The organism is Schumannella sp. GW821-FHT10F01 (assembly GCF_058809295.1).
This window is the reverse complement of the sequence record NZ_JBXASM010000012.1, coordinates 50,725-70,325: the sequence shown is the minus strand read 5'-3', so window position 1 is coordinate 70,325 and position 19,601 is coordinate 50,725. Positions and strand designations below refer to the sequence as shown.

The 19,601-nt window shown below is 73.4% G+C and carries 27 protein-coding genes and 2 tRNA genes; 16 read left to right on the top strand and 13 right to left on the bottom strand.

What is annotated here, in order from left to right:
• Nucleotides 1-45: 45 nt before the first annotated feature.
• On the bottom strand, nt 46-1,344 hold the full coding sequence (locus AC1RSJ_RS13690) for an acyltransferase family protein (protein WP_493118977.1): 1,299 nt from the start codon (nt 1,342-1,344) through the stop codon (nt 46-48).
• A 290-nt stretch (nt 1,345-1,634) separates the two neighbouring features.
• Between AC1RSJ_RS13690 and AC1RSJ_RS13685 the strand changes: the two genes are divergently transcribed.
• From AC1RSJ_RS13685 to AC1RSJ_RS13660, 6 genes are all read left to right on the top strand, one after another.
• Nucleotides 1,635-2,306, top strand: a complete 672-nt coding sequence (locus AC1RSJ_RS13685) for a M23 family metallopeptidase (protein ID WP_493118976.1) — start codon at nt 1,635-1,637, stop codon at nt 2,304-2,306.
• 51 nt (nt 2,307-2,357) lie between these two features.
• A complete protein-coding gene (locus AC1RSJ_RS13680) occupies nt 2,358-3,242 on the top strand; it encodes a glycosyltransferase family 2 protein (RefSeq protein ID WP_493118975.1) in 885 nt (294 codons plus the stop codon).
• Nucleotides 3,243-3,413: 171 nt separating this feature from the next.
• Entirely contained in the window at nt 3,414-4,034 is a 621-nt protein-coding gene (locus tag AC1RSJ_RS13675; RefSeq protein ID WP_493118974.1) for an ECF transporter S component, read from the top strand.
• A gap of 5 nt (nt 4,035-4,039) precedes the next feature.
• Nucleotides 4,040-5,560: an ABC transporter ATP-binding protein gene (locus AC1RSJ_RS13670; protein ID WP_493118973.1), complete on the top strand. Its 1,521-nt coding sequence runs from the start codon at nt 4,040-4,042 to the stop codon at nt 5,558-5,560.
• Nucleotides 5,557-6,345: an energy-coupling factor transporter transmembrane component T family protein gene (locus AC1RSJ_RS13665; protein WP_493118972.1), complete on the top strand. Its 789-nt coding sequence runs from the start codon at nt 5,557-5,559 to the stop codon at nt 6,343-6,345. The genes AC1RSJ_RS13670 and AC1RSJ_RS13665 overlap by 4 nt, the downstream gene beginning before the upstream one ends.
• Nucleotides 6,338-6,895: a nucleoside/nucleotide kinase family protein gene (locus tag AC1RSJ_RS13660; protein ID WP_493118971.1), complete on the top strand. Its 558-nt coding sequence runs from the start codon at nt 6,338-6,340 to the stop codon at nt 6,893-6,895. Before AC1RSJ_RS13665 ends, AC1RSJ_RS13660 begins: the two co-directional genes overlap by 8 nt.
• A 17-nt stretch (nt 6,896-6,912) precedes the next feature.
• Here the strand turns inward: AC1RSJ_RS13660 and AC1RSJ_RS13655 are convergent, their stop codons facing one another.
• The 6 genes from AC1RSJ_RS13655 to AC1RSJ_RS13630 all read right to left on the bottom strand — a co-directional run bounded on the left by AC1RSJ_RS13655 (nt 6,913) and on the right by AC1RSJ_RS13630 (nt 8,978).
• Nucleotides 6,913-7,449, bottom strand: a complete 537-nt coding sequence (locus AC1RSJ_RS13655; RefSeq protein WP_493118970.1) for a hypothetical protein — start codon at nt 7,447-7,449, stop codon at nt 6,913-6,915.
• Between the two features lie 14 nt (nt 7,450-7,463).
• Entirely contained in the window at nt 7,464-7,817 is a 354-nt protein-coding gene (locus tag AC1RSJ_RS13650; protein ID WP_493118969.1) for a metallopeptidase family protein, read from the bottom strand.
• Nucleotides 7,814-8,308, bottom strand: a complete 495-nt coding sequence (locus AC1RSJ_RS13645; protein WP_493118967.1) for a DUF2017 family protein — start codon at nt 8,306-8,308, stop codon at nt 7,814-7,816. The genes AC1RSJ_RS13650 and AC1RSJ_RS13645 overlap by 4 nt, the downstream gene beginning before the upstream one ends.
• A complete protein-coding gene (gene clpS, locus AC1RSJ_RS13640) occupies nt 8,305-8,616 on the bottom strand; it encodes an ATP-dependent Clp protease adapter ClpS (protein ID WP_493118966.1) in 312 nt (103 codons plus the stop codon). Before clpS ends, AC1RSJ_RS13645 begins: the two co-directional genes overlap by 4 nt.
• Nucleotides 8,616-8,691 (bottom strand) — tRNA-His (locus tag AC1RSJ_RS13635). The genes clpS and AC1RSJ_RS13635 overlap by 1 nt, the downstream gene beginning before the upstream one ends.
• Before the next feature lie 74 nt (nt 8,692-8,765).
• Nucleotides 8,766-8,978, bottom strand: coding sequence for a hypothetical protein (locus AC1RSJ_RS13630; RefSeq protein ID WP_493118965.1), 213 nt, complete (start codon nt 8,976-8,978; stop codon nt 8,766-8,768).
• A gap of 41 nt (nt 8,979-9,019) precedes the next feature.
• Here AC1RSJ_RS13630 and AC1RSJ_RS13625 point away from each other — a divergent pair, with 41 nt between their 5' ends.
• Nucleotides 9,020-9,463, top strand: a complete 444-nt coding sequence (locus AC1RSJ_RS13625; protein ID WP_493118964.1) for a MarR family winged helix-turn-helix transcriptional regulator — start codon at nt 9,020-9,022, stop codon at nt 9,461-9,463.
• On the opposite strand, the gene orn is transcribed toward AC1RSJ_RS13625, so the two are convergent.
• From orn to AC1RSJ_RS13610, 3 genes are read right to left on the bottom strand one after another with little or no spacing between them, the layout of a single operon-like run.
• Entirely contained in the window at nt 9,450-10,079 is a 630-nt protein-coding gene (gene orn / locus AC1RSJ_RS13620; RefSeq protein WP_493118963.1) for an oligoribonuclease, read from the bottom strand. The genes AC1RSJ_RS13625 and orn overlap by 14 nt on opposite strands.
• Before the next feature lie 45 nt (nt 10,080-10,124).
• Nucleotides 10,125-11,387: an MFS transporter gene (locus AC1RSJ_RS13615; protein ID WP_493118962.1), complete on the bottom strand. Its 1,263-nt coding sequence runs from the start codon at nt 11,385-11,387 to the stop codon at nt 10,125-10,127.
• Nucleotides 11,384-11,824 carry a MarR family winged helix-turn-helix transcriptional regulator gene (locus AC1RSJ_RS13610; RefSeq protein ID WP_493118961.1) on the bottom strand — a complete coding sequence of 147 codons (441 nt, stop codon included), beginning with the start codon at nt 11,822-11,824 and terminating at the stop codon, nt 11,384-11,386. The genes AC1RSJ_RS13615 and AC1RSJ_RS13610 overlap by 4 nt, the downstream gene beginning before the upstream one ends.
• Nucleotides 11,825-11,901: 77 nt before the next feature.
• On the opposite strand from AC1RSJ_RS13610, the gene AC1RSJ_RS13605 reads away from it, so the two are divergent.
• Together AC1RSJ_RS13605 and AC1RSJ_RS13600 are read left to right on the top strand one after the other, a co-directional pair.
• Nucleotides 11,902-12,120, top strand: coding sequence for an SCO4848 family membrane protein (locus tag AC1RSJ_RS13605; RefSeq protein ID WP_493118960.1), 219 nt, complete (start codon nt 11,902-11,904; stop codon nt 12,118-12,120).
• A 127-nt stretch (nt 12,121-12,247) separates the two neighbouring features.
• Nucleotides 12,248-12,508, top strand: a complete 261-nt coding sequence (locus tag AC1RSJ_RS13600) for a thioredoxin family protein (protein WP_493118958.1) — start codon at nt 12,248-12,250, stop codon at nt 12,506-12,508.
• Between the two features lie 2 nt (nt 12,509-12,510).
• Here the strand turns inward: AC1RSJ_RS13600 and AC1RSJ_RS13595 are convergent.
• The 3 genes from AC1RSJ_RS13595 to AC1RSJ_RS13585 form a co-directional block, all read right to left on the bottom strand.
• Nucleotides 12,511-12,583 (bottom strand) — tRNA-Arg (locus tag AC1RSJ_RS13595).
• A gap of 88 nt (nt 12,584-12,671) precedes the next feature.
• Complete coding sequence (locus AC1RSJ_RS13590) at nt 12,672-13,412, bottom strand: hypothetical protein (RefSeq protein WP_493118957.1); 741 nt, start codon at nt 13,410-13,412, stop codon at nt 12,672-12,674.
• Between the two features lie 177 nt (nt 13,413-13,589).
• Complete coding sequence (locus tag AC1RSJ_RS13585; RefSeq protein ID WP_493118956.1) at nt 13,590-13,919, bottom strand: hypothetical protein; 330 nt, start codon at nt 13,917-13,919, stop codon at nt 13,590-13,592.
• A gap of 166 nt (nt 13,920-14,085) precedes the next feature.
• Here AC1RSJ_RS13585 and msrA point away from each other — a divergent pair, with 166 nt between their 5' ends.
• The 7 genes from msrA (at nt 14,086) to ettA (ending at nt 19,593) form a co-directional block, all read left to right on the top strand.
• Entirely contained in the window at nt 14,086-14,613 is a 528-nt protein-coding gene (msrA, locus tag AC1RSJ_RS13580; protein WP_493118955.1) for a peptide-methionine (S)-S-oxide reductase MsrA, read from the top strand.
• Between the two features lie 178 nt (nt 14,614-14,791).
• Nucleotides 14,792-15,685 carry an alpha/beta fold hydrolase gene (locus tag AC1RSJ_RS13575; RefSeq protein ID WP_493118954.1) on the top strand — a complete coding sequence of 298 codons (894 nt, stop codon included), beginning with the start codon at nt 14,792-14,794 and terminating at the stop codon, nt 15,683-15,685.
• Nucleotides 15,678-16,274, top strand: a complete 597-nt coding sequence (locus AC1RSJ_RS13570; protein WP_493118953.1) for a TetR/AcrR family transcriptional regulator — start codon at nt 15,678-15,680, stop codon at nt 16,272-16,274. The genes AC1RSJ_RS13575 and AC1RSJ_RS13570 overlap by 8 nt, the downstream gene beginning before the upstream one ends.
• A gap of 114 nt (nt 16,275-16,388) precedes the next feature.
• A complete protein-coding gene (locus AC1RSJ_RS13565) occupies nt 16,389-16,595 on the top strand; it encodes a methyltransferase (RefSeq protein ID WP_493118952.1) in 207 nt (68 codons plus the stop codon).
• Between the two features lie 202 nt (nt 16,596-16,797).
• Nucleotides 16,798-17,280 (top strand): single-stranded DNA-binding protein, encoded by a 483-nt coding sequence (locus AC1RSJ_RS13560; protein WP_493118951.1) that lies wholly within the window; start codon nt 16,798-16,800, stop codon nt 17,278-17,280.
• An 87-nt stretch (nt 17,281-17,367) separates the two neighbouring features.
• Nucleotides 17,368-17,838: a DUF6993 domain-containing protein gene (locus tag AC1RSJ_RS13555; RefSeq protein WP_493118950.1), complete on the top strand. Its 471-nt coding sequence runs from the start codon at nt 17,368-17,370 to the stop codon at nt 17,836-17,838.
• Between the two features lie 69 nt (nt 17,839-17,907).
• Nucleotides 17,908-19,593 carry an energy-dependent translational throttle protein EttA gene (ettA, locus tag AC1RSJ_RS13550; protein WP_493118949.1) on the top strand — a complete coding sequence of 562 codons (1,686 nt, stop codon included), beginning with the start codon at nt 17,908-17,910 and terminating at the stop codon, nt 19,591-19,593.
• The last annotated feature ends 8 nt before the right edge of the window (nt 19,594-19,601 follow it).

Below are 19,601 nucleotides of genomic sequence, written 5' to 3'. Positions count from 1 at the left end.
GCTCGATGACCCGCCAGCTCGGCGAGCTCGCCGAGCTCATCGGGCTCAGCGGCTGACCGCGGCCTCCGAGACCCGCCGCGGTGCGCGCTCGCGGTGCGTCGGCCAGCGGCCGAGCAGCAGCACCGCGGCCGTGAGGCAGACCACCCCGAGCACCGCGAACTCGAGGTTGAGGTACCACTCCATCACCGCGAAGGCCGGCACGAACGTGAGCACGGCGGCGACCGCGACGACCGCGGGCGGGGGAGCCGGGCCGAACTCCCGCGGCGCCTCCCAGCGGCCGACGAGGAACGACAGGCCGAACAGCGCCGCCATCACGAGCAGCCACAGCAGTGGTCGCGACCACCACCAGGCGGGGGAGGCCGGCGCCGGGCTCGCGCCCGGGATGAGCAGCGCGATGCCCGAGAACGCGATGATCAGCGGCAGGTGCCACAGGTAGATCGTCATGAGCCGGGTGCCGACGAGGAACACGACCGCCTTCGCGGCCTTCGTGCGCATGAGCGCGGCGAGCGCCGGCCGCAGCAGGCGCAGCACGCAGGCCTGCCCGAGCCCGAGGGCGACGAGCGGCAGCGTCGGCGGGTTGAGGTTCGTCAGCATGTCGGTGTCGTACGGGCCGATCGCGGTCATCGGCACGAGCGCGGCGTAGCAGACGGCCGCGATCCCGACGAGCTGCCACCAGCGCCGCGCGGCGAACCAGCCGTCGGCGTAGAAGAAGCCGAGCTGCTGCACCAGCAGCCAGACGAACGCGAGGTTGATCAGCCCGATGAGGTCGATGCCGGAGGTGTAGCGGACGACGTCGACGACGACCACGCCGGCGAGCAGCACGAGCAGCGTCCGCACCGGCGCCCGACGGTGCAGGCGCACCATGAGCGGCACGAGCGCCTGGCACAGCGTGTACGCCGCGAGGAACCACAGCGGGGCGCCGGCGCCCTGGGCGACGAGGAACAGCAGCTGCGGGTCGACCCCGAGCAGGGTCGCGCCGCCGAGCACGACCACGTAGAAGCCGAACAGGGGCAGTGCCGGCTGGGCGAGGCGGATGACGCGGTTGCGCACGTAGTCCGCGCCGCTGCCGTCGCGGCGCTCCAGGCTCCGCCAGGCGGTGAGGCTCGCGAACCCGCCGACCACGAAGAACAGGGGCATGATCTGGCCGGCCCAGGTGACCCCGTCGAACCAGGCCTGGTTCTCGAGCGGCCGCGACACCGCGAGCGCACCGGAGGCGTCGCGGCCCACGCCGACCATGAGGAGGTGGATGACCACGACGAGCAGCACGCAGAACACGCGCGCGATGTCGAGCGTGAGATCGCGTCTCGACAGGTCGATCGACGACGCCGCGGCCGTGGAGGTCATCCCGCTCATGGTAGGCGCGGGGCGGCCTCCCGACCTCAGTGATCTCCCGGTGGCGTCGGCGGCGGGAACACCCACAGCGGCACGCGTTGCGGACTTTCCCAGGGTCGGGATTCAGACTTGACGCTGACCTCGTCGTTCCCGGTGCGGCTCTCGGAGCCCGCTGTGCGGAGCGATGCAGGGTCTGCAAACCGACGATGAGACGCCCGTGCGCTCCGGCCGCGGCGTGCGCGCGATGTGCGCCACCGAACGAAAGCAGCAGAGAGCTCCTGTCCCGACACGCCAGAACCTCCGTGCGTCACGCACGTCGCACCGGCGACGCCAGCCGCGTCAGCATCGGCCACTTCCTCCACGTGAACCGCACCGTGCTCGGCATCGCCGCGGCGACGCTCGCGTTCTCGGTGCTCGGCATCCACGATCTGCCGGCGCAGGCTGTGCCGATCGAGAAGCAGCACCACGGCCGCGGCGCGACCGGCGGCGTCGACGGCGGTGCGGTGGTGCCGACGGCGCTGCGCGTCGCCGCCTCCGCGGAGACGGACGACACCGCCCGCGACGACTACACGGTCACGCGCTACGACCTGGTCATGTGGCCGATCGACCCGTCGAGCCCGATCTCGAACCCGTTCGGCCGGCACGACGGCACCGACTTCACCCCGGGCAAGGGCACCCCGATCGTCTCGGCGTCCGAGGGCGTCGTCGTCGAGGCCGGCAACCCGTCCGGCGCGCTCGGCGTGCACCTGAAGATCAAGAGCAATGTCGGCGGTGACATCGTCACGTTCGTCTACGGCCATATGCTGGCCGGCTCGATGAACCTCCACGAGGGGTCCGTCGTGCACCGCGGTCAGCTGATCGGCCTGGTCGGCTCGACCGGCACCAGCACCGGCCCGCACCTGCACTTCGGCGTCCTCCGCGACGGCGACGCGATCGACCCGATCGCCTGGATGCGCGCGCACGTCAACAGCTGACCGCCGACGCGCCGCCGGGGCTCTCCCGGGGTGCGTGGCTAGGGTGTGGGCATGACGCAGCCGGCGCCGACGGTGTCCATCGTGATCCCCGCGTACGACGAAGAGAGCACGATCCGCGACTGCGTCGCGGCAGCACTGGAGCAGACCTCCCCGGCGCACGAGATCATCGTCGTCGACAACCGCTCGACCGACCGCACGCGCGAGATCGTCGAGTCCCTGAAGGTGGCGCATCCGGACGCACCGCTCCGGCTGCTGCGTCAGGACGCCGCGCAGGGGCTGGTCCCGACGCGCGACTTCGGCCTCGACGCCGCGACCGGCGAGGTGCTCGGCCGCATCGACGCGGACTCCGTGCTCGAGCCCACCTGGGTCGCCGAGGTGCAGCGCATCTTCTCCGACCCGACGGTGGCCGCGGCCACGGGTCCGGTCACCTACTACGACATGCCGCTGCGGCGGTTCGGGCACCGGGCGGACGACCGCATTCGCCGCGCCGTGCGCACGCTCGCCGACGACTATCAGTTCCTGTTCGGCAGCAACATGGCGGTGCGCGCCGGGGCGTGGCGCGACATCCGCGGCGTCGTGTGCCGCGACGAGGAGGACGAGTTCCACGAGGACATCGACCTCTCCATCCACCTCTACGAGCGCGGCCACCGCGTCGTCTACGACTCGAAGATGGTGACCGGGATGTCGGCCCGCCGCCTCGACGACAACCCGCGGCAGTACTACCAGTACGTCTGGCGCTGGGAGCGCACCTACGCGGCGCACGCGCTGCGCAACCCGGGGCTGCGGGCGCCGATGGTCGTCTTCTCGGCGATCTACCCGCTGCTCAAGGGCGTGCGCGACGTCACCGTGCGCACCGAGCAGCTGCGCCGGATGACGTCGGCGCTGACCGAGGCCGCCACGGCCGGCGGCGCGGGGCGCATCCGCCGCGTGCGCTGAGCTAGGCTCGCTCCCGAACACGGGAGTCCGGTGTGCCGGGCTGAGAGGGAGCGATCGAAGCTCCGACCGTCGAACCTGATCCGGATCATGCCGGCGCAGGGAGGCAGCTCAGGGTCCGCGGCAGCCGCCGCGCCCCATCCCGTGCCCATCCTTTGAGAGAGGGGCACGAAAGTGACCGCAGCAGCAACCGTCCGGGCGTCCGCACGCCGCATCGTCTGGCGCTGGCGGGTCGTCGACATCGTCGTGGCCGCCGTCCTCGGCGTCGCCATCGGCTTCGTCTTCCTGGCCTGGAACGTCGGCTACCTCGCGCCGAAGGCGGTGATCGAGCCGCTGCTGCCCGGCCTGCAGGGGCTGCTCAACGGTCCGTGGCTGCTCGCCGGCGTGGTCGGCGGCCTGGTCGTCCGCAAGCCCGGCGCCGCCATCTTCACCGAGGTGCTCGCCGCCGTCGTCTCCGCGCTCGCCGGCAACCAGTGGGGCGGGCTGCTCACGATCGAGGCCGGGCTCGTGCAGGGGCTCGGCGCCGAGCTCGTGCTGCTCCTGTTCCTCTACACCGGGCGGGTCTGGGTGGCCGTGCTCGCCGGAGCCGGCGCCGGCGCCGCGGGCGCGCTCAACGATCTCGTGCTCTGGTACGCCGGCTCGGGTCCGGCCTTCTCGGCGATCTACCTCGTCAGCTCGATCCTGTCGGGCGCGGTGCTGGCCGGGCTGCTCGGCTGGGTGCTGACGCGCGCGCTCGCCGCGACCGGGGTGCTCTCGCGCTTCGCGTCGGGCCGCGGCGTGCGCGCGGACGTCTGATCCCGGTGAGCACTCCCGCGATCGAGGCCCGCGGCTGGGGCTGGCGGCACGCCGGCCGTCGCGCCTTCGCCGTGCGCGGGCTCGACCTGCGGATCGAGGAGGGCGAGCGCGTCCTGCTGCTCGGGCCGTCCGGCTCCGGCAAGTCCACGCTGCTCGCCGGGCTCGCCGGCGTGCTCGGCGGCGACGAGGACGGCGAGTCGGAGGGCGTGCTGAAGATCGGCGGCGAGGAGGCGGCCCGCGCGCGCGGCGCGGCCGGTCTCGTGCTGCAGGATCCCGACGCGCAGATGATCATGGCCCGCGCCGGCGACGACACCGCGTTCGGACCCGAGAACCTCGCGGTGCCGCGCGACGAGATCTGGCGGCGCGTCGCCGGCGCATGGGGCGACGTCGGCCTCCGACTCGACCGCGGCCGGTCCACCGAGGCGCTGTCCGGCGGGCAGAAGCAGCGGCTCGCGCTGGCCGGTGTGCTGGCGATGCGGCCGCGGCTCCTGCTGCTCGACGAGCCGACCGCGGAGCTCGATCCCGCCGGCGCGGTCGAGGTGCGCGATGCCGCGGCCCGTGTGCTCGACGAGAGCGGCGCCACGGCCGTGATCGTGGAGCACCGCGTCGACCTCTGGTGGCCCGTCGCGACCCGGGTGATCGTGCTCGGAGCGGAGGGCACGGTGGTCGCGGACGGCGCACCGGCGGCCGTGGTGGCCGCGCAGGGGACCGCGCTCGCCGCCGCCGGGGTGTGGCTGCCGGGCGCCCGCCCCGTCGTCGACCTCGGGCCGCTGCCGGCGGCGGGGGAGCCGCTGCTCCGCGCGGAGGGGCTCGCGGTCGCGCGCCGGGCGGGGCATCCCGTCGCGTCCGGACTCGGCCTCGCCGTCGCGGGCGGCGAGGTGCTCGGCATCACCGGCCCGAACGGCGCCGGCAAGTCGACGCTCGCGCTCACGCTCGCGGGACTTCTCGCGCCGGTGTCCGGCACCCTCGCAGCGGAGCCGGCGCTCGCCGCCGGGGAGGGCCCGTCGCCGTGGCGCTGGCGCTCCCGCCGGCTGCTCGGCCGCATCGGGGCGGTGTTCCAGAACCCCCAGCACCAGTTCCTCGCGACGACGGTGCGCGACGAGCTCGCGATCGGCCCGCGCGCGCTGCGACTCGGCCGCGCCGAGGTCGAGGAGCGCGTCGAGCGGACGCTCGACCGCCTCGGCCTCGCCGCCCTCGCCGGCGCGAGCCCGTTCTCGCTGTCGGGCGGCCAGCAGCGCCGGCTGTCCGTCGGCACGGCGCTGACGGCGGCGCCGCGGCTGCTCGTGCTCGACGAGCCGACGTTCGGGCAGGACGCGCGCGGCTGGGCCGGGGTCGTCCGACTGCTCGACGAGGTGCGCCGCGACGGCAGCGGGGTGGTGGTGGTGAGCCACGACGAGCCCCTGCTCGAGGTGCTCGCGGCGCGCCGGATAGCGGTGCCTGCCGGGCCGGACGGCGACGAGCACCGCGAGGCCGTCGACGGCACCGGTCCGTCCGGCGCCGCGCTGGCGGCGGGGGTGGCCGGATGACCGCGCTCCCGCCCGCGCCGAGCCGCCTCGCGGTGCGCTTCGGCCGGATCAACCCGGTCGCCAGGCTCCTCGCCGCGCTGCCGCTCGTGCTCGCGCTCGTGCTCACGATCGATCCGGTCTCGGCGGGCACGGCCCTCGCGCTCGAGGCCGTGCTGCTGCCGCTCACCGGCATCCGCCCCGGCCGTTTCCTGCGGGTGACGGCGGCCGTCTGGATCGCCGCGCCGCTCGGCGCCGTGACGATCCTGCTCTACGGCCGGGCGAGCGGCGGCGTGCTGCTGTCGTGGGGGCTCGTGCACGTCACCGAGGGCTCCGTCGGGCTGGCGGTCGCCTCACTGCTCCGCGTGCTCGCGATCGCGCTGCCGGCCGTCGTGCTGTTCGCCTCCGTGGATCCCACCGACCTCGCGGACGGGCTCGGCCAGGTGCTGCGGCTGCCGGCGAGGTTCGTGCTCGGCGCCCTCGCCGGCCTGCGGATGCTGGCGCTCGTCGGCGACGACTGGCGCGCGATCGGCCTCGCGCGCCGCGCCCGCGGTCTCGGCGACCGCCGGGGTCCGCTCGCGACGGCGCGCCAGGCGTTCGGGCTGCTCGTGCTCGCCCTGCGGCGCGGTACCGCGCTCGCCACCGCCATGGAGGCGCGCGGATTCGGCGGCCCCGGGCCGCGCACCTGGGCGCGCGCGTCGCGCCTCGGCCGGGCGGATGCCGCCCTGCTCTCGGTGGGCGTGCTCGTCGCGGTCGCGGCCGTCGTCGCAGCCGTGGTCACGGGCAGCTGGCGGTGGATCGGTGCCTGAGGTGCTGCCGTCCTGCTCCGACCCGGACCGCACGGCCGCGGACCTCGCCGCGCGCGCCCGCGCCGCCGGGGGCCGCCCGGTCGTGCTCGTCGACGGCCGCTCCGGCGCCGGCAAGACCGAGCTGGCGCGGCGGCTCGCGCCGCTGCTCGGGGCCCAGCTCGTGAGCCTCGACGACCTCTATCCGGGCTGGAGCGGGCTCGACGCCGGCGCCGACGCCGTCGCGCGCACCGTGCTGCGGCGCCGGGACCCGGGATGGACCCGCTGGGACTGGGCGCGGTCAGAGCCCGCGGAGTGGCATCCGCTCGATCCGGCGGCGCCGCTCGTGGTCGAGGGCTGCGGGGCGATCGGCCGGAGGTCGGTGCGGCGGGCCGACCTCGCCGTCTGGATCGAGCTCGATGCGGCGCGCCGCCGGGTGCGCGCGCTCGAGCGGGACGGACGAGCGTACGAGCCGCACTGGGACCGCTGGGCCGCGCAGGAGGCCGATCGGATCCGGCGCGAGCGCTCGCCCGAGCTCGCCGACGTCGTCGTGCCCGGAGCGGCCGAGCGGTAGCGCGTCAGGCTGCGGCGTCAGGCGCCGCGTGTGAAGGTCAGCGCGACCCCGTGCAGCCGCTCGATCGTCAGCGTGTCGGCGGTGCAGGTCACCGTGCCGGGCCGACCGATGACCGCGGTGCTCGGCATCCGGTAGTGGCGGCGGGTGCGCTCGCCGTCGACGCGGGGCGTCAGGTCCTCGTCGAGCATCCCGGCCACCGAGCCGAAGCGGAGGTCGTCGCCGGTGAGCTCGAGGTCCGCCTCGCGGATGCCGGTGGAGCTCTGCTGCAGCACGAGGTCCCGGCCGTCGTGCGTCGTGCCGCGGGCGGTCATCGTGATGTCGGCGTGCACCTCGGTGCGCAGCGCGTCCGAGACGATCAGCGTCTGACCGCCGTGCACCTCGACGCTGTCGATCGCGAGCCCGGTCTCGAGGAACGCGGCCTTGACGCCGACGGCGGCGGAGGTCGTGTCGAGCTGCCAGGTGCCGGGCAGGCAGGTCACGAGCGCGCGCTGGCCGGCGTCCGCGCCGCACCCGGTGAGCACGAGCAGCGCGAGCGCGGCGAGTCCGGCTGTCACCGCGGGCCGGCGCATCACGCCCACCCCAGCTCGTGCAGCTGGGCGTCGTCGATGCCGTAGTAGTGGGCGATCTCGTGCACGAGCGTGATGTGCACCTCGTCCCGCAGCTCGTCGAGGTCGGCGCAGTGCGCCAGCATCGGCTCGCGGTAGACGACGATGCGGTCGGGCAGCTCGCCGAATCCGTAGACGTCGCGCTCGGTCACCGGCACCCCGATGTACTCGCCGAACAGGTCGAGCGAGCCGTCCTCAGGCCGGTCCTCGACGACGAACGCCACGTTGTCGATCTCCTCGACCATCTCGTCGGGCAGCCGGTCGAGCTCCTCGACGACGAGGCGCTCGAAGTCCTCGCGCGCGAGCTCCACGCTCATCGCCCCACCTCCGCATCCAGCGCCGCGACGATCAGCTCCTGCAGTCCGCCCAGCCACCAGTACAGCGCACCGGCGGCCGTCTCGGGGACCTCGTCGTCGTCCGTCTCGATCCCGAGGCGCTCGGCGAGGGCGAGCCGCAGGTCGGTGAGGGTGCGCATCCAGCCCGTCGCCTCCGCGGGCGTGAGCGGGATGCGCGTGCGCGCGAGCCCCTCGGCGCGGGCGGCCGTCAGGGTCTGGGCCAGCGACTCGGCGGCCGCGAGCTTCGCGGTGGTGAGGTCGGCGCGCGTCCAGCGGGCGAACTCGGCGGCCGCCTCGGCGTCGTCGCGGTAGCCGTCCGGCAGCAGGCGGCGCAGCGCGGGATCGGCGTCGCGGCCCTCGGCGGCGCCGTCGAGCAGCGCCGCGAGCTGGCGCGCCGCGTCGGCGAGCACGTCGGCCTCGCCGTCGTCGAGCTCCACCTCGATGCGCCCGTGGCGGCGCACGACGCGGGTCACGCGCCGGCCCGCTCGACGGTAGCCTGCAGGCCGTACTCGTGCATCGCCTCGGTGTGGCGCTCCATCTCCTCGCGGGGGCCGGTCGCCACGATCGCGCGGCCGTCGTGGTGCACCTGCATCATCAGCTTGCGTGCCACCGGCTCCGGATGCCCGAAGTAGGTGCGGAAGACGTGGACGACGTAGCTCATGAGGTTGACGGGGTCGTTCCAGACGACGGTCGTCCACGGCACGTCCGCCGCGACCTCCGTGGAGGTGCCGGGATCGAGATCCGGCTCCGCCACGAGGGGTGCGGCGGCGTCCGTGTACATGGGGTGGATGACGGGACTCGAACCCGCGACATCCGGCACCACAAGCCAGCGCTCTACCAACTGAGCTACACCCACCATGATTGCCGAGGCAACCGGACGATTCTATGGCATCCGCGGCCCATCGCAGAACACGGGCGGGCGGCGCGGTCTCAGTCGGCCGGGCAGACCAGCCGGGTCGGCGTGTGCCCGTCGGCGCTGCGCTCGATCCGGTGCTCGGGCAGCGGGCCGCCGCACACCGGGCAGACCTCGGAGGCCGGCTCCACCGGCCGCTCGCCGGCGCGCCCCGGACCCAGCGCCGCCGGACCGAAGTACGGGTACAGCGCGCGGTTCAGGCGGTCCCACCAGCGAATTCGTTCGTCCACGAATGATCAGTGTACTCATCGTTTCGGGCTACGCTGGTCGGATGACGGATCCGCTCGCGCTCGATCGCCAGGTCTGCTTCGCGCTCGTCGCCGCGGCGCGCGACGTGGTCGACGTCTACCGCGACGAGCTCGCGCCGCTCGGGCTCACGCATCCGCAGTACCTCGTGATGCTCGCGCTCTGGGAGGACAGCCCGCAGTCGCTGCGGTCGCTCGCCGGCCGGCTCTCGCTGGAGCCGGCCACACTGAGCCCCCTGCTGCGACGGCTCGACGCCGCCGGGCTGCTCGAGCGGCCGCGCGATCCGGCCGATCAGCGGGCGCTCGCCGTCGCGCTGACGGCCGAGGGCACCGCACTCCGCGAGCGCGCGCTCGAGGTGCCGCCGGCGATCCTGGCGCGGCTCGGCATGGACGTCGAGCGGCTCGGCGCCGTGCGCGACGCGCTCGTCGAGCTCGGCGCGGCCGCCCGCACGGCCGTCAGTCCCGGCTGAGGCGGGGCGCCCACTCCGTCACGACCGCGCCGGACGCGGCCTTCGCCTCGTCGCTCGTGGGGCCGGGCTCGCCGACGAACACCGCCTTGCGGTAGTACGCGAGCTCGCGGATCGACTCGAGGATGTCGGCGAGCGCGCGGTGGCCGCCGTTCTTCGCCGGCGCCTGGAAGTAGGCACGCGGGAACCAGCGGCGCGACAGCTCCTTGATGCTCGAGACGTCGACGCTGCGGTAGTGCAGGTGCGTGTCGACGCGGGGCATGTACTTCGCCAGGAACATCCGGTCGGTGCCGATCGTGTTGCCGGCCAGCGGCGCGGTCCGGTTCTCCGGCGCGAAGCGCAGGATGTACTCGAGCACCTGGTACTCGGCGTCGGCCAGCGTCGTGCCGTGCGGGATCTCCTCGATCAGGCCGCTCGACGTGTGCATATCGCGCACGAAGTCGTTCATGTTGTCGAGGGCCGACTGGTCGGGCTTGATCACGATCGTGAAGCCGGGGTCGAGCGGGGTCAGGTCGTAGTCGGTGACGACGACGGCGACCTCGACCAGCTCGTCGACCGCGAGGTCGAGGCCGGTCATCTCGCAGTCGATCCAGACCAGGACGTCGGGGTGCGATGACACGGGGGAAGCCTATCCCGGGGGTCCGTCGGGGCCGGGTCGCGCGATTCAGGCGGCGTCGCCGAGGCCGATCGCGTCGGCCTCCTCGACGGGCGAGGCGACGGGGGCCGGCGTCACGCCGTCCACCCGGCGGAGGGCGGGGCGCCCGATCAGCACGACGAGCATCGAGACCACGAGGGCGCCGGCGCCGATGAAGAACGGCACCGCGTCCGTGCCCGCGGCGGCGGCGAGGGCGGCGCCGAGCGGCGGCGCGATCGCGCCGCCGATGAAGCGGACGGCCGAGTACGACGACGAGGCGACGACGCGCGGCAGGTCGGTGGCCTCCATGACCGACTCGGTGAGCACGGTGTTGAGCACGCCGAGCATGACGCCGCCGACGATCACGCAGGTGATGAGCACGGCGGGGACGGCGACCCAGATCCCGGCGACGAGCAGGACGACCGCCAGCACGGGCAGGGCGACCGCGATGGCGGTCGTGCGCCGCATCCGCGCCGTGAGGAACGGGGCCAGGAAGACGCTCGAGACGGCGACGGCCACGCCCCAGCCGAAGAAGATGACGCCGAGCAGGATCGGGCTCAGCGTGTCCGGGAGGGCGAACGGGGTCCAGGCCAGCAGGGTGAAGAAGCCGTAGTTGTAGAACAGGGCGGCCACGGCGAGCACGGCGAGGCCGGGGGTCTTCAGGGCCTTGATCGGGGCGGAGAGCGGCAGGCGCTGCCGGGTGGCGCGGCCGCCGTCCTTGCCGAGCAGGACGGCGATCGCGACGAACGCGAGCGCCATGAGCACGGTGACGCCGAAGAACGGGCCGCGCCAGCTGATCGAGCCGAGCAGACCGCCGACCAGCGGGCCGATGGCGATGCCGAGGCCGAGGGCGGCCTCGTAGAGGATGATCGCCGCGCCGCTGCCGCCGGATGCCGCCCCGACGATCGTCGCCAGCGCGGTCGAGATGAAGAGGGCGTTGCCGAGGCCCCAGCCGGCGCGGAAGCCGATGACGGCGTTGACGTCGCCGCTGAGCCCTGCCGCCGCGGAGAACGCCACGATGATGGCGAGTCCGATCAGGAGCGTCCAGCGGGCGCCGATGCGGCTCGAGACGAAGCTCGTGATGAGCATCGCGAGGCCGGTGATGAGCAGGTAGCTCGTGAACAGCAGCTCGGTCTGCGTGGGCGTGGCCTGGAGGTCGACGGCGATCGCCTTGAGGATCGGGTCGACGAGGCCGATGCCCATGAAGGCGATGACGCAGGCGAATGCGACCGCCCAGACGGTCTTCGGCTGCTTGAGGAGGCTAGTGGCCTCCGCGGGGGCGTGGGCGTTCATGATGCGGCTTTCGTGGTCGATGCGGTGCGGGTTCGGGCGTCGAGGATCTCGGCGGCGCGGCGCAGGGCCAGCCAGTCGTCGTCGTCGAGTCCGTCGAAGAGGGGGGAGAGGGCGGCGCCGATCGCGTCGTGCCAGGCCTCGATCGCGGCCTCGCCCTTCGGGGTGATGCGGATGAGCCAGGCACGGGAGTCGGCGCTGTCGGCCACCCGGTCGACGACCTCCTCCTCGACCATGGTCGCGAGTAGGCGGGTCATGCCGGGCTGGGTGACGCGGCTCGCCGCGGCGAGCTCGCCGACGCGCATCGCCCCGTCGCTGCGGAGGATCGACAGCGTGCGCCAATGGGCGACCGGGGTCGGATCGCCCGTCGAGACCGCGGCGATCCGGCCGAGCCGGTGCGCGGAGATGACGAGCGACTGGATGGTGTCGTTCTCGCTCACGGGTTCGATTGTATACCTATGTTATATATCGCGTGTGAACGAGTTCGGGGGTGGGGCGGTCCCGCTACCATCGCCGGGTGTCCGTGCTCGCCGCCGTCGTGCTGCTCGTCTCCGCTCTGTTCAACGTCGTCGCCTGGCCGCGGTTCTATCCGCGGATCGCGAAGGACCCCCGTGCGCACGACGCCGAGGGCCGCGCCACCGTGTTCCTCAAGGTGCACGTCACGCTCATCGTGATCGCGCTCGTGCTCGCCGCGGCGTCGATCGTCGCGGCGATCGGGCTGCTCGTCGCCGGCTGATCGCCCTGCGTGGGCTGATCGCCCGGCATGCGCTGATCGCCCGGCGCGGGCTGATCGCTTCGTGCGGGCCGACCGCTCGTGCGGGCTGCCCGGGAATCCCGGCGGCCTCCCGGCGGTTCGACCCAGCATGCAGGTCGACTTCTACTCCTCGAGCTTCTGCGCCCCGTGCGCGGTGACGCGCGAGGTGCTCGAGGAGGCGCGCCGGCTCGTGCCGGCGCTGACCGTGACCGAGCGGAACGTCGCCCTCGACCCGGATGCGGCGGAGCGCGCCGGCATCCGCTCGACCCCGACCGTCATCGTCCGGGCCGCGGACGGCTCGGAGTCGTTCCGTGCCGAGGGTGCGCCGACGCGCGATCAGCTGCTCACGGCGCTGGCGCGCTCGCTCTGAGGTCCCCCCGGAGAGATTCGAACTCCCGACCAGCCGGGTAGAAACCGGATGCTCTATCCACTGAGCTACGGGGGGATTCCGACTCTCGCCGGCGTGGGGTCAGTCTACGGACCCACGCGCGACACGGGCCACGGGCACGGCTGCGGGGCGGACGTCCCAGCCGCTACGGGCGGGCGGCGTCGGCTCGGTGCTGCTCCGGGTCGGCGGCCGCCGCGTCGTCGCTCTGCGCGTCGTCGAGGTCGATGGCGTCCATGGCCTGCGTCTCGGCCGGCTCGGCGGGACGATCGGACGACCGTGCCGCGGGCAGCTCGCGCTCGGCACCGCGCTCCGGCGCGGTCTTCGTCGCCGCCGTGAACTGCTCCTCGGCCCACTGCTGCTGCTGGAGCACGACCGGGTCGACCTTGGCCGGCTCGTCGTAGCGCCAGCGGTCGAGGTCGGCGGCGAAGAGCTTGCGGGCGCGGCTCGGCTTGTGGAGCCACTCGACGAGGCGGTCGCGGTACTCGGCGAGCGTCTGATCGGCCTGGAAGCTGAAGCTCACGGAGTTGGTGCGCATGTCGGAGAGCTCGTGCGCGGCCCAGTCGGCCGCCAACGAGGCGCCGGCCAGCGGGAGCAGCCGCACCTGCACGTCGGCCTGGCTCGCGAGCCGCTCGAAGTGCTCGCGGGTCTGCGGCGGCTGGGTGTGCCAGGTGGTCGCGGACTGCCCGGCCGCGATGAGGGCCGCCACGGCGGCCGCGCGGGTCTCCCGCTCGCGCTGGGCGACGAGCCGGCGCACGGCGGCCCGCCCGATGGTCGCGGCCACGAGGCCCGCCACCACGATCGCGATGAACGGGATGATCGCGCCCAGCACGATGAGCCGTCCATCCTCAGAGCCGAACCAGTCGACGACGCCGTTCCACCACTCCATGCGGGTGAGGTTAACCCGGGCGCCGCCGGATCCCGGGGACCGCCGCGCGGGGGCGGTCCGACCGGGTGCTCCCCGATCCGGGGCACTCCCGCCCGCGCGAGCGCGTCGGCCCGCAGCCCAGCCCGGAGCGCCGCAGCCCAGCCCGGAGCGCGGCAGCCGCGAGCCCCGCCGGACCGGTCAGCCCAGGCGGATCACGTCGAGCGCGTCGTCGGGGCTGCCGAACTCGCCGAGCTGCACGAACCGCGCCTGGCGGGCCGGCATCCGCGAGCTGCGCCAGCGCGGGGCGTCGCCCGGCACGAGCTCGACGTAGCCGAGCACCTCGCCGGCCTCGCGCGTCACGCGCCACCGGCCGCCGCGGAGCGGGACGGTGCGGATGCCGCGCCGGCTCACCGGGTACGCGGGCGTCGCGGCGGAGAGCACGGGCGCACCGGAGCCGAGTGCACCGGCGGCGGGCGTGCTGATGACGGGCGTGCTGGAGACGGGCGCGGGGATCGTCGCAGAGGACATGCTGTGCTCCTTCGGGTCTGCGGCTCCGGCCTGCCGTTCTGCGGCGAGACTAGGCGGGGCCGCCGACATCGCCGTGGCCTGCCATGCGGCTGCCGGCGCGGGAACGCGGAGCGCGCGGCCGGTGTTGCACCCCTCGAAACCTCGATACGGAAAGGCGGATCATCCGATGCGCACATTCGTCCTCGCCGGCGGCTGCTTCTGGTGTCTCGACGCGGTCTACCGCACGCTCCAGGGCGTGCACGACGTCGTGTCCGGCTACACCGGAGGCTCGACCTCCGAGCCCGACTACGACTCGGTCTGCACGGGCATGACCGGCCACGCGGAGGCGGTGGCCGTGACCTTCGACGAGACCGTGGTCCCGTCGTCCGTCATCCTCGACGTGTTCTTCACGCTCCACGACCCGCGGCAGCTCAACCGCCAGGGCAACGACGTGGGCACCCAGTACCGCTCGGCGATGTTCTACGCGGACGACGAGCAGAAGGCGGAGTTCGAGCAGGCCATCGCCCGCGCCGCCGAGATCTGGGACGGCCCGATCGTCACGCAGCTCGAGCCGCTCGGGCAGTACTGGCGGGCGGAGGAGTACCACCAGGACTTCTTCGCGAAGAACCCGAACCAGGGCTACTGCCTCGCGGTGGCGCTGCCGAAGGTCAATAAGGTGCGCAAGAGCTACGCGCAGTACATCCTCGCGAGCTGACCGCATTCCTGCGCTGATGCGGCGGGCGGGCATCCGCATGGATGACCGCCCGCCGCGTGCGCGTGCGGCTGGTGCCCACCATCGCAGGTGCGCTCGCCGCCAGGGTGCGCGGCGGACGGCGCGCGGGGCGTGATCACGGATATTGACACGGTCGGCTAAGCACATTAGCTTTACGGCTATGACACAGAGCCCGACGCTCCACCTCGCGCGACCCGAGGGCCGCCTCGCCTATGACGTGACCGGATCCGGTCCGCTCGTGATCGCCGTGCCCGGCATGGGCGACCTCCGCTCGGTGTGGCGCGAGCTGGTCCCGGCGCTCGTCGACGCCGGCTTCCGCGTCGCCACGCTCGATCTCCGCGACCACGGCGACTCCGATCTCACCGCGACCGCCTGGGGCGACCGCGAGGTCGCGGACGACGTGCTCGCCCTCGTCGACGGGCTCGGCGGCCCGGCGATCGTCGTCGGCAACTCGCTCGCCGGATCCGCCGCCGTCCTCGCCGCGGCGGCATCCCCTGAGCGCGTGGCCGGCATCGCCCTCGTCAGCCCGTTCCTCCGCGAGACCGGACCGACGGGCGCCGCCCGCACGGCGCTGAACCTCGGCTACCGCGTGCTCTTCGCGCGGCCGTGGGGTGCCGCGGTCTGGGCGTCGTACTACTCGGGCACGCTGAACCGCGGCGCGCGGGCGCCCTGGCTCGGGGAGCACGTCGCCGCCGTGCGCGCCGCGATCGCGCGCCCGGGGCGCCTCGCCGCGCTCCGCCGCCTCGCGCTGACCCTCCATCACGACGTCGTCGAGCCCTCCGTCGGGGCCGCCGCCGCCGTGCCCTCCCTGACCGTCGTCGGCGCCGTCGATCCGGACTACCGCGACCCGGCGGCCGAGCTCGCCTGGATCGGCGAGCACCTCGGCGGCGAGACGATGCTCGTGCCGGAGGCCGCGCACTACGCGCACGCGCAGCAGGCCGCGACCGTGCTGCCGAGGATCGTCGCGTTCGCCGTCGCCGTACGCGACGGCGCTGCGGGTCGCGGCACGTCCGGCAGCGGCGCGCCGGCCACGGGCCAGGCCGACGGTGCCTAGGGCGGGCCTGAGTCGCGACGCGGTCGTCGACCTCGCGGTCCGGATCGTCGACGACGCGCCGCAGGGGCTCGACTCCCTCACGCTGGCCGCCGTCGCCGAGAGCGCCGGCGTCGCGGTGCCGAGCCTGTACAAGCACGTGGGCGGGCTGCCGGATCTCCGTCAGGCGGTCGCGCTCGTCGCCGTCCGCGAGCTCGACCGGCGGGTGTCGGCGGCGGCGGTCGGTGTGGCAGGGGAGGATGCGCTGCGCGCGCTGGGGCGTGCGGTCCGCGCCTTCGCCACCGAGCATCCCGGGCTCTACCGCGCGACCCAGATCGGCGTCTGGACGGACCCGCCGGCGGAGCTCGCACAGGCCTACGCCGACGGGGTCGAGGTGATCGCCGCCGCGCTCCGCGGCTTCGGACTGCCGCCCGAGCGCGAGGTCGACGCGGTCCGCACCGTGCGCTCGGCCGTCCACGGCTTCGTGATGCTCGAGTCGGGCGGGGGCTTCGGCATGCCCGACGACGTCGACCAGAGCTTCGCCGCGCTGCTCGACGTGCTCTGCGGCGGCGTGGCGCGGATGGCGTCGGCGAGCCGCCCGGGAACCGCCTGAGCGGGTTCTCCGAAACGGTGGCGGCAGGGGCGGCGTCGGCGTACCGTGCGGCTCAGACGGCGTCGTCTCGCCGTCGCGACGCCCGGTCCCGATGCCGGGGGAAGGAGCTCGACGATGAGCACCACGACCATGCAGCGCTGGGTGGCCTTCGGTCCCTCGGGGGCTGTCGGCTCGATCCACCGCAACGACGACGGCTACCTCGTGAAGATGGAGCGCGACGGCCGCTACCGCGGTGTCTTCGGCACGCTCAACGCCGCCAAGAACGCACTCCACGCGGCCATGGGCCCCGGCGCGGACTGGCCGGAGTTCCACGAGCACTAGGCGCGAGCGGCCTCCACCGGGGCTGCCACACCGCTCCTCCACAGGCACCGCCAGACGGCCCGCCTCCCCATCCGGGAGGCGGGCCGTCCCGCGTCCGGGCCGGTGCGCGCATCCTCGATCCATCGGATGCCGGAGCCGCTTCCCGGCACGAGCCGGTTCCGGCATCCGATGCCTCGACATCAGCCCGAATCCGGAGGAACCCATGACCGACTCCATCGCCCTCACCGGCCTCGTCGCCACCCCGCCGCGCCATCTCGTCACCGGCGAGGGGCTGGCCATCACGAGCTTCCGGCTCGCCTCGACGCCCCGCCGGTTCGACCGGGGCGCCCAGAAGTGGATCGACGGCGAGACGAACTGGTTCACCATCACGGCGTTCCGCCAGCTCGCGCTCAATCTCGCGGAGTCCCTGCAGAAGGGCCAGCGCGTGGTCGTGCTCGGCCGGCTCCGCGTGCGCTCGTGGGAGGCGGACGAGCGCAGCGGCACGACCGTCGAGGTCACCGCCGACGCGCTCGGCCAGGACCTGTCGTGGGGCACCGCCGTCTGGACGCGCTCGATGAGCTCGACGGTCGCGAAGACCGAGGACACCTTCAGCGAGGTGGAGGCGGAGGAGCGCGCGGCCGTGCTCGTCGACGGCCTCGACGACGACGCGCCCGCCCCGGTCGGCGCCGGCGCGACGCCGTTCTGAGCCGGGCGGCGCTCCCCGGACGGTCGCCTAGACTGACGGCGCGCGGCGAGCCGCGCGCTCGCAGCCCGGTCGAAACGGTGGGGGATCATGACCGCACGTCGTCTCGCGCGTCCGCTCGCGCTCGCGGCGGGAGCCCTCGCGGCGGCCATCATGCTCGCCGGCTGCGTCGGCGGCGACCCGGCGCCGTCGAAGACCGCGAAGCCGAGCGCGAGCGCATCCGGGTCCGCGAAGCCGGAGCTGCAGCTCGACGGCACGGCGAAGCAGAACCTCCCGTACTTCGACTCCGTCAACGAGGCCCTCATCGCCAAGGGCGGCGACCTCGGCGGCCGGTCGTTCATCGACGCCCTCGTCGCGGCCGGCTTCGTGAAGACCGACATGGAGCTGACGCCGGACACGACCAGCGTCGGGCTCAAGGCCGACAGCATCCAGTTCTCCGTCAAGTTCAACGGCGACTGCCTGCTGGGCCAGTACGGCAGCGTCGGCTACGTCAGCCAGGTCGTCGACCAGCTCGGCACCGGCCGCTGCCTCGTCGGCAAGACGCGCCCCATCGACTGGTAGCCGCCTGGCAGCCGTCCGCGCTGAGCGAGCGCGGCGGTGCGAGGGCCCCGCGTTCCCTAGGATCGGATCATGGCCGAGTTCATCTACACCATGTCGGGCGCCCGCAAGAAGGTCGGCGAGAAGGTGATCCTCGACGACGTGAGCATGTCGTTCTACCCGGGCGCGAAGATCGGCATGGTCGGGCCGAACGGCGCCGGCAAGTCGACGATCCTCAAGATCATGGCCGGCCTCGACCAGCCCTCGAACGGCGAGGCCCGCCTCAGCGCCGGCTACACCGTCGGCATCCTCATGCAGGAGCCGGAGCTCGACGAGGAGAAGACGGTCCTCGAGAACGTCCAGGAGGGCGTCGGCCCGATCAAGGGCAAGATCGACCGCTTCAACGAGATCTCCGCCGCCATGGCCGACCCGGACGCTGACTTCGACGCGCTGCTGGCGGAGATGGGCACGCTGCAGGAGGACATCGACGCCGCCGACGCGTGGGACCTCGACTCCCAGCTCGAGCAGGCGATGGATGCGCTGCGCACTCCGCCGGGCGACGCGAGCGTCAAGAACCTCTCCGGTGGTGAGAAGCGCCGCGTCGCGCTGACGAAGCTCCTGCTCCAGAAGCCCGACCTCCTGCTCCTCGACGAGCCCACCAACCACCTCGACGCCGAGAGCGTGCTCTGGCTCGAGCAGCACCTGCAGGCGTACCACGGTGCGGTGATCGCGATCACCCACGACCGGTACTTCCTCGACAACGTCGCCCAGTGGATCGCGGAGGTCGACCGCGGCCACCTCTACCCCTACGAGGGCAACTACTCGACCTACCTCGAGAAGAAGGCCCAGCGTCTCGAGGTGCAGGGCAAGAAGGACCAGAAGCTCGCCAAGCGCCTCGCCGACGAGCTGGACTGGGTGCGCAGCAACGCGAAGGGCCGTCAGGCCAAGTCGAAGGCGCGCCTCGCCCGCTACGAGGAGATGGCGTCGGAGGCGGAGCGCACGCGCAAGCTCGACTTCGAGGAGATCCAGATCCCGGCGGGTCCGCGCCTCGGCAGCGTCGTGATCGAGGCCAAGAAGCTGCAGAAGGGCTTCGACGAGCGCGGCACGCTCATCGACGGGCTCTCGTTCTCGCTGCCGCCGAACGGCATCATCGGCGTGATCGGCCCGAACGGCGTCGGCAAGACGACCCTGTTCAAGACGATCGTGGGCCTCGAGCCGATCGACGGCGGCGACCTCAAGGTCGGCGAGACCGTGAAGATCAGCTACGTCGACCAGACGCGCTCGAACATCGACGCGAACAAGACGCTGTGGGAGGTCGTGTCCGACGGGCTCGACATCATCACCGTGGGCAAGACCGAGATCCCGAGCCGCGCGTACGTGTCGAAGTTCGGCTTCAAGGGCCCGGACCAGCAGAAGAAGGCCGGTGTGCTCTCCGGCGGCGAGCGCAACCGCCTCAACCTGGCGCTGACGCTGAAGGAGGGCGGCAACCTGCTGCTCCTCGACGAGCCCACCAACGACCTCGATGTCGAGACGCTGCAGTCGCTCGAGAACGCGCTGCTCGAGTTCCCCGGCTGCGCCGTGGTCATCACCCACGACCGGTGGTTCCTCGACCGGGTCGCGACGCACATCCTCGCCTACGAGGGCACGGACGAGGACCCGGCCTCGTGGTACTGGTTCGAGGGCAACTTCGAGTCGTACGAGGCGAACAAGATCGAGCGGCTCGGACCGGACGCGGCGAAGCCGCACCGGTCCGTGCACCGCAAGCTCACCCGCAGCTGACGGGCGGC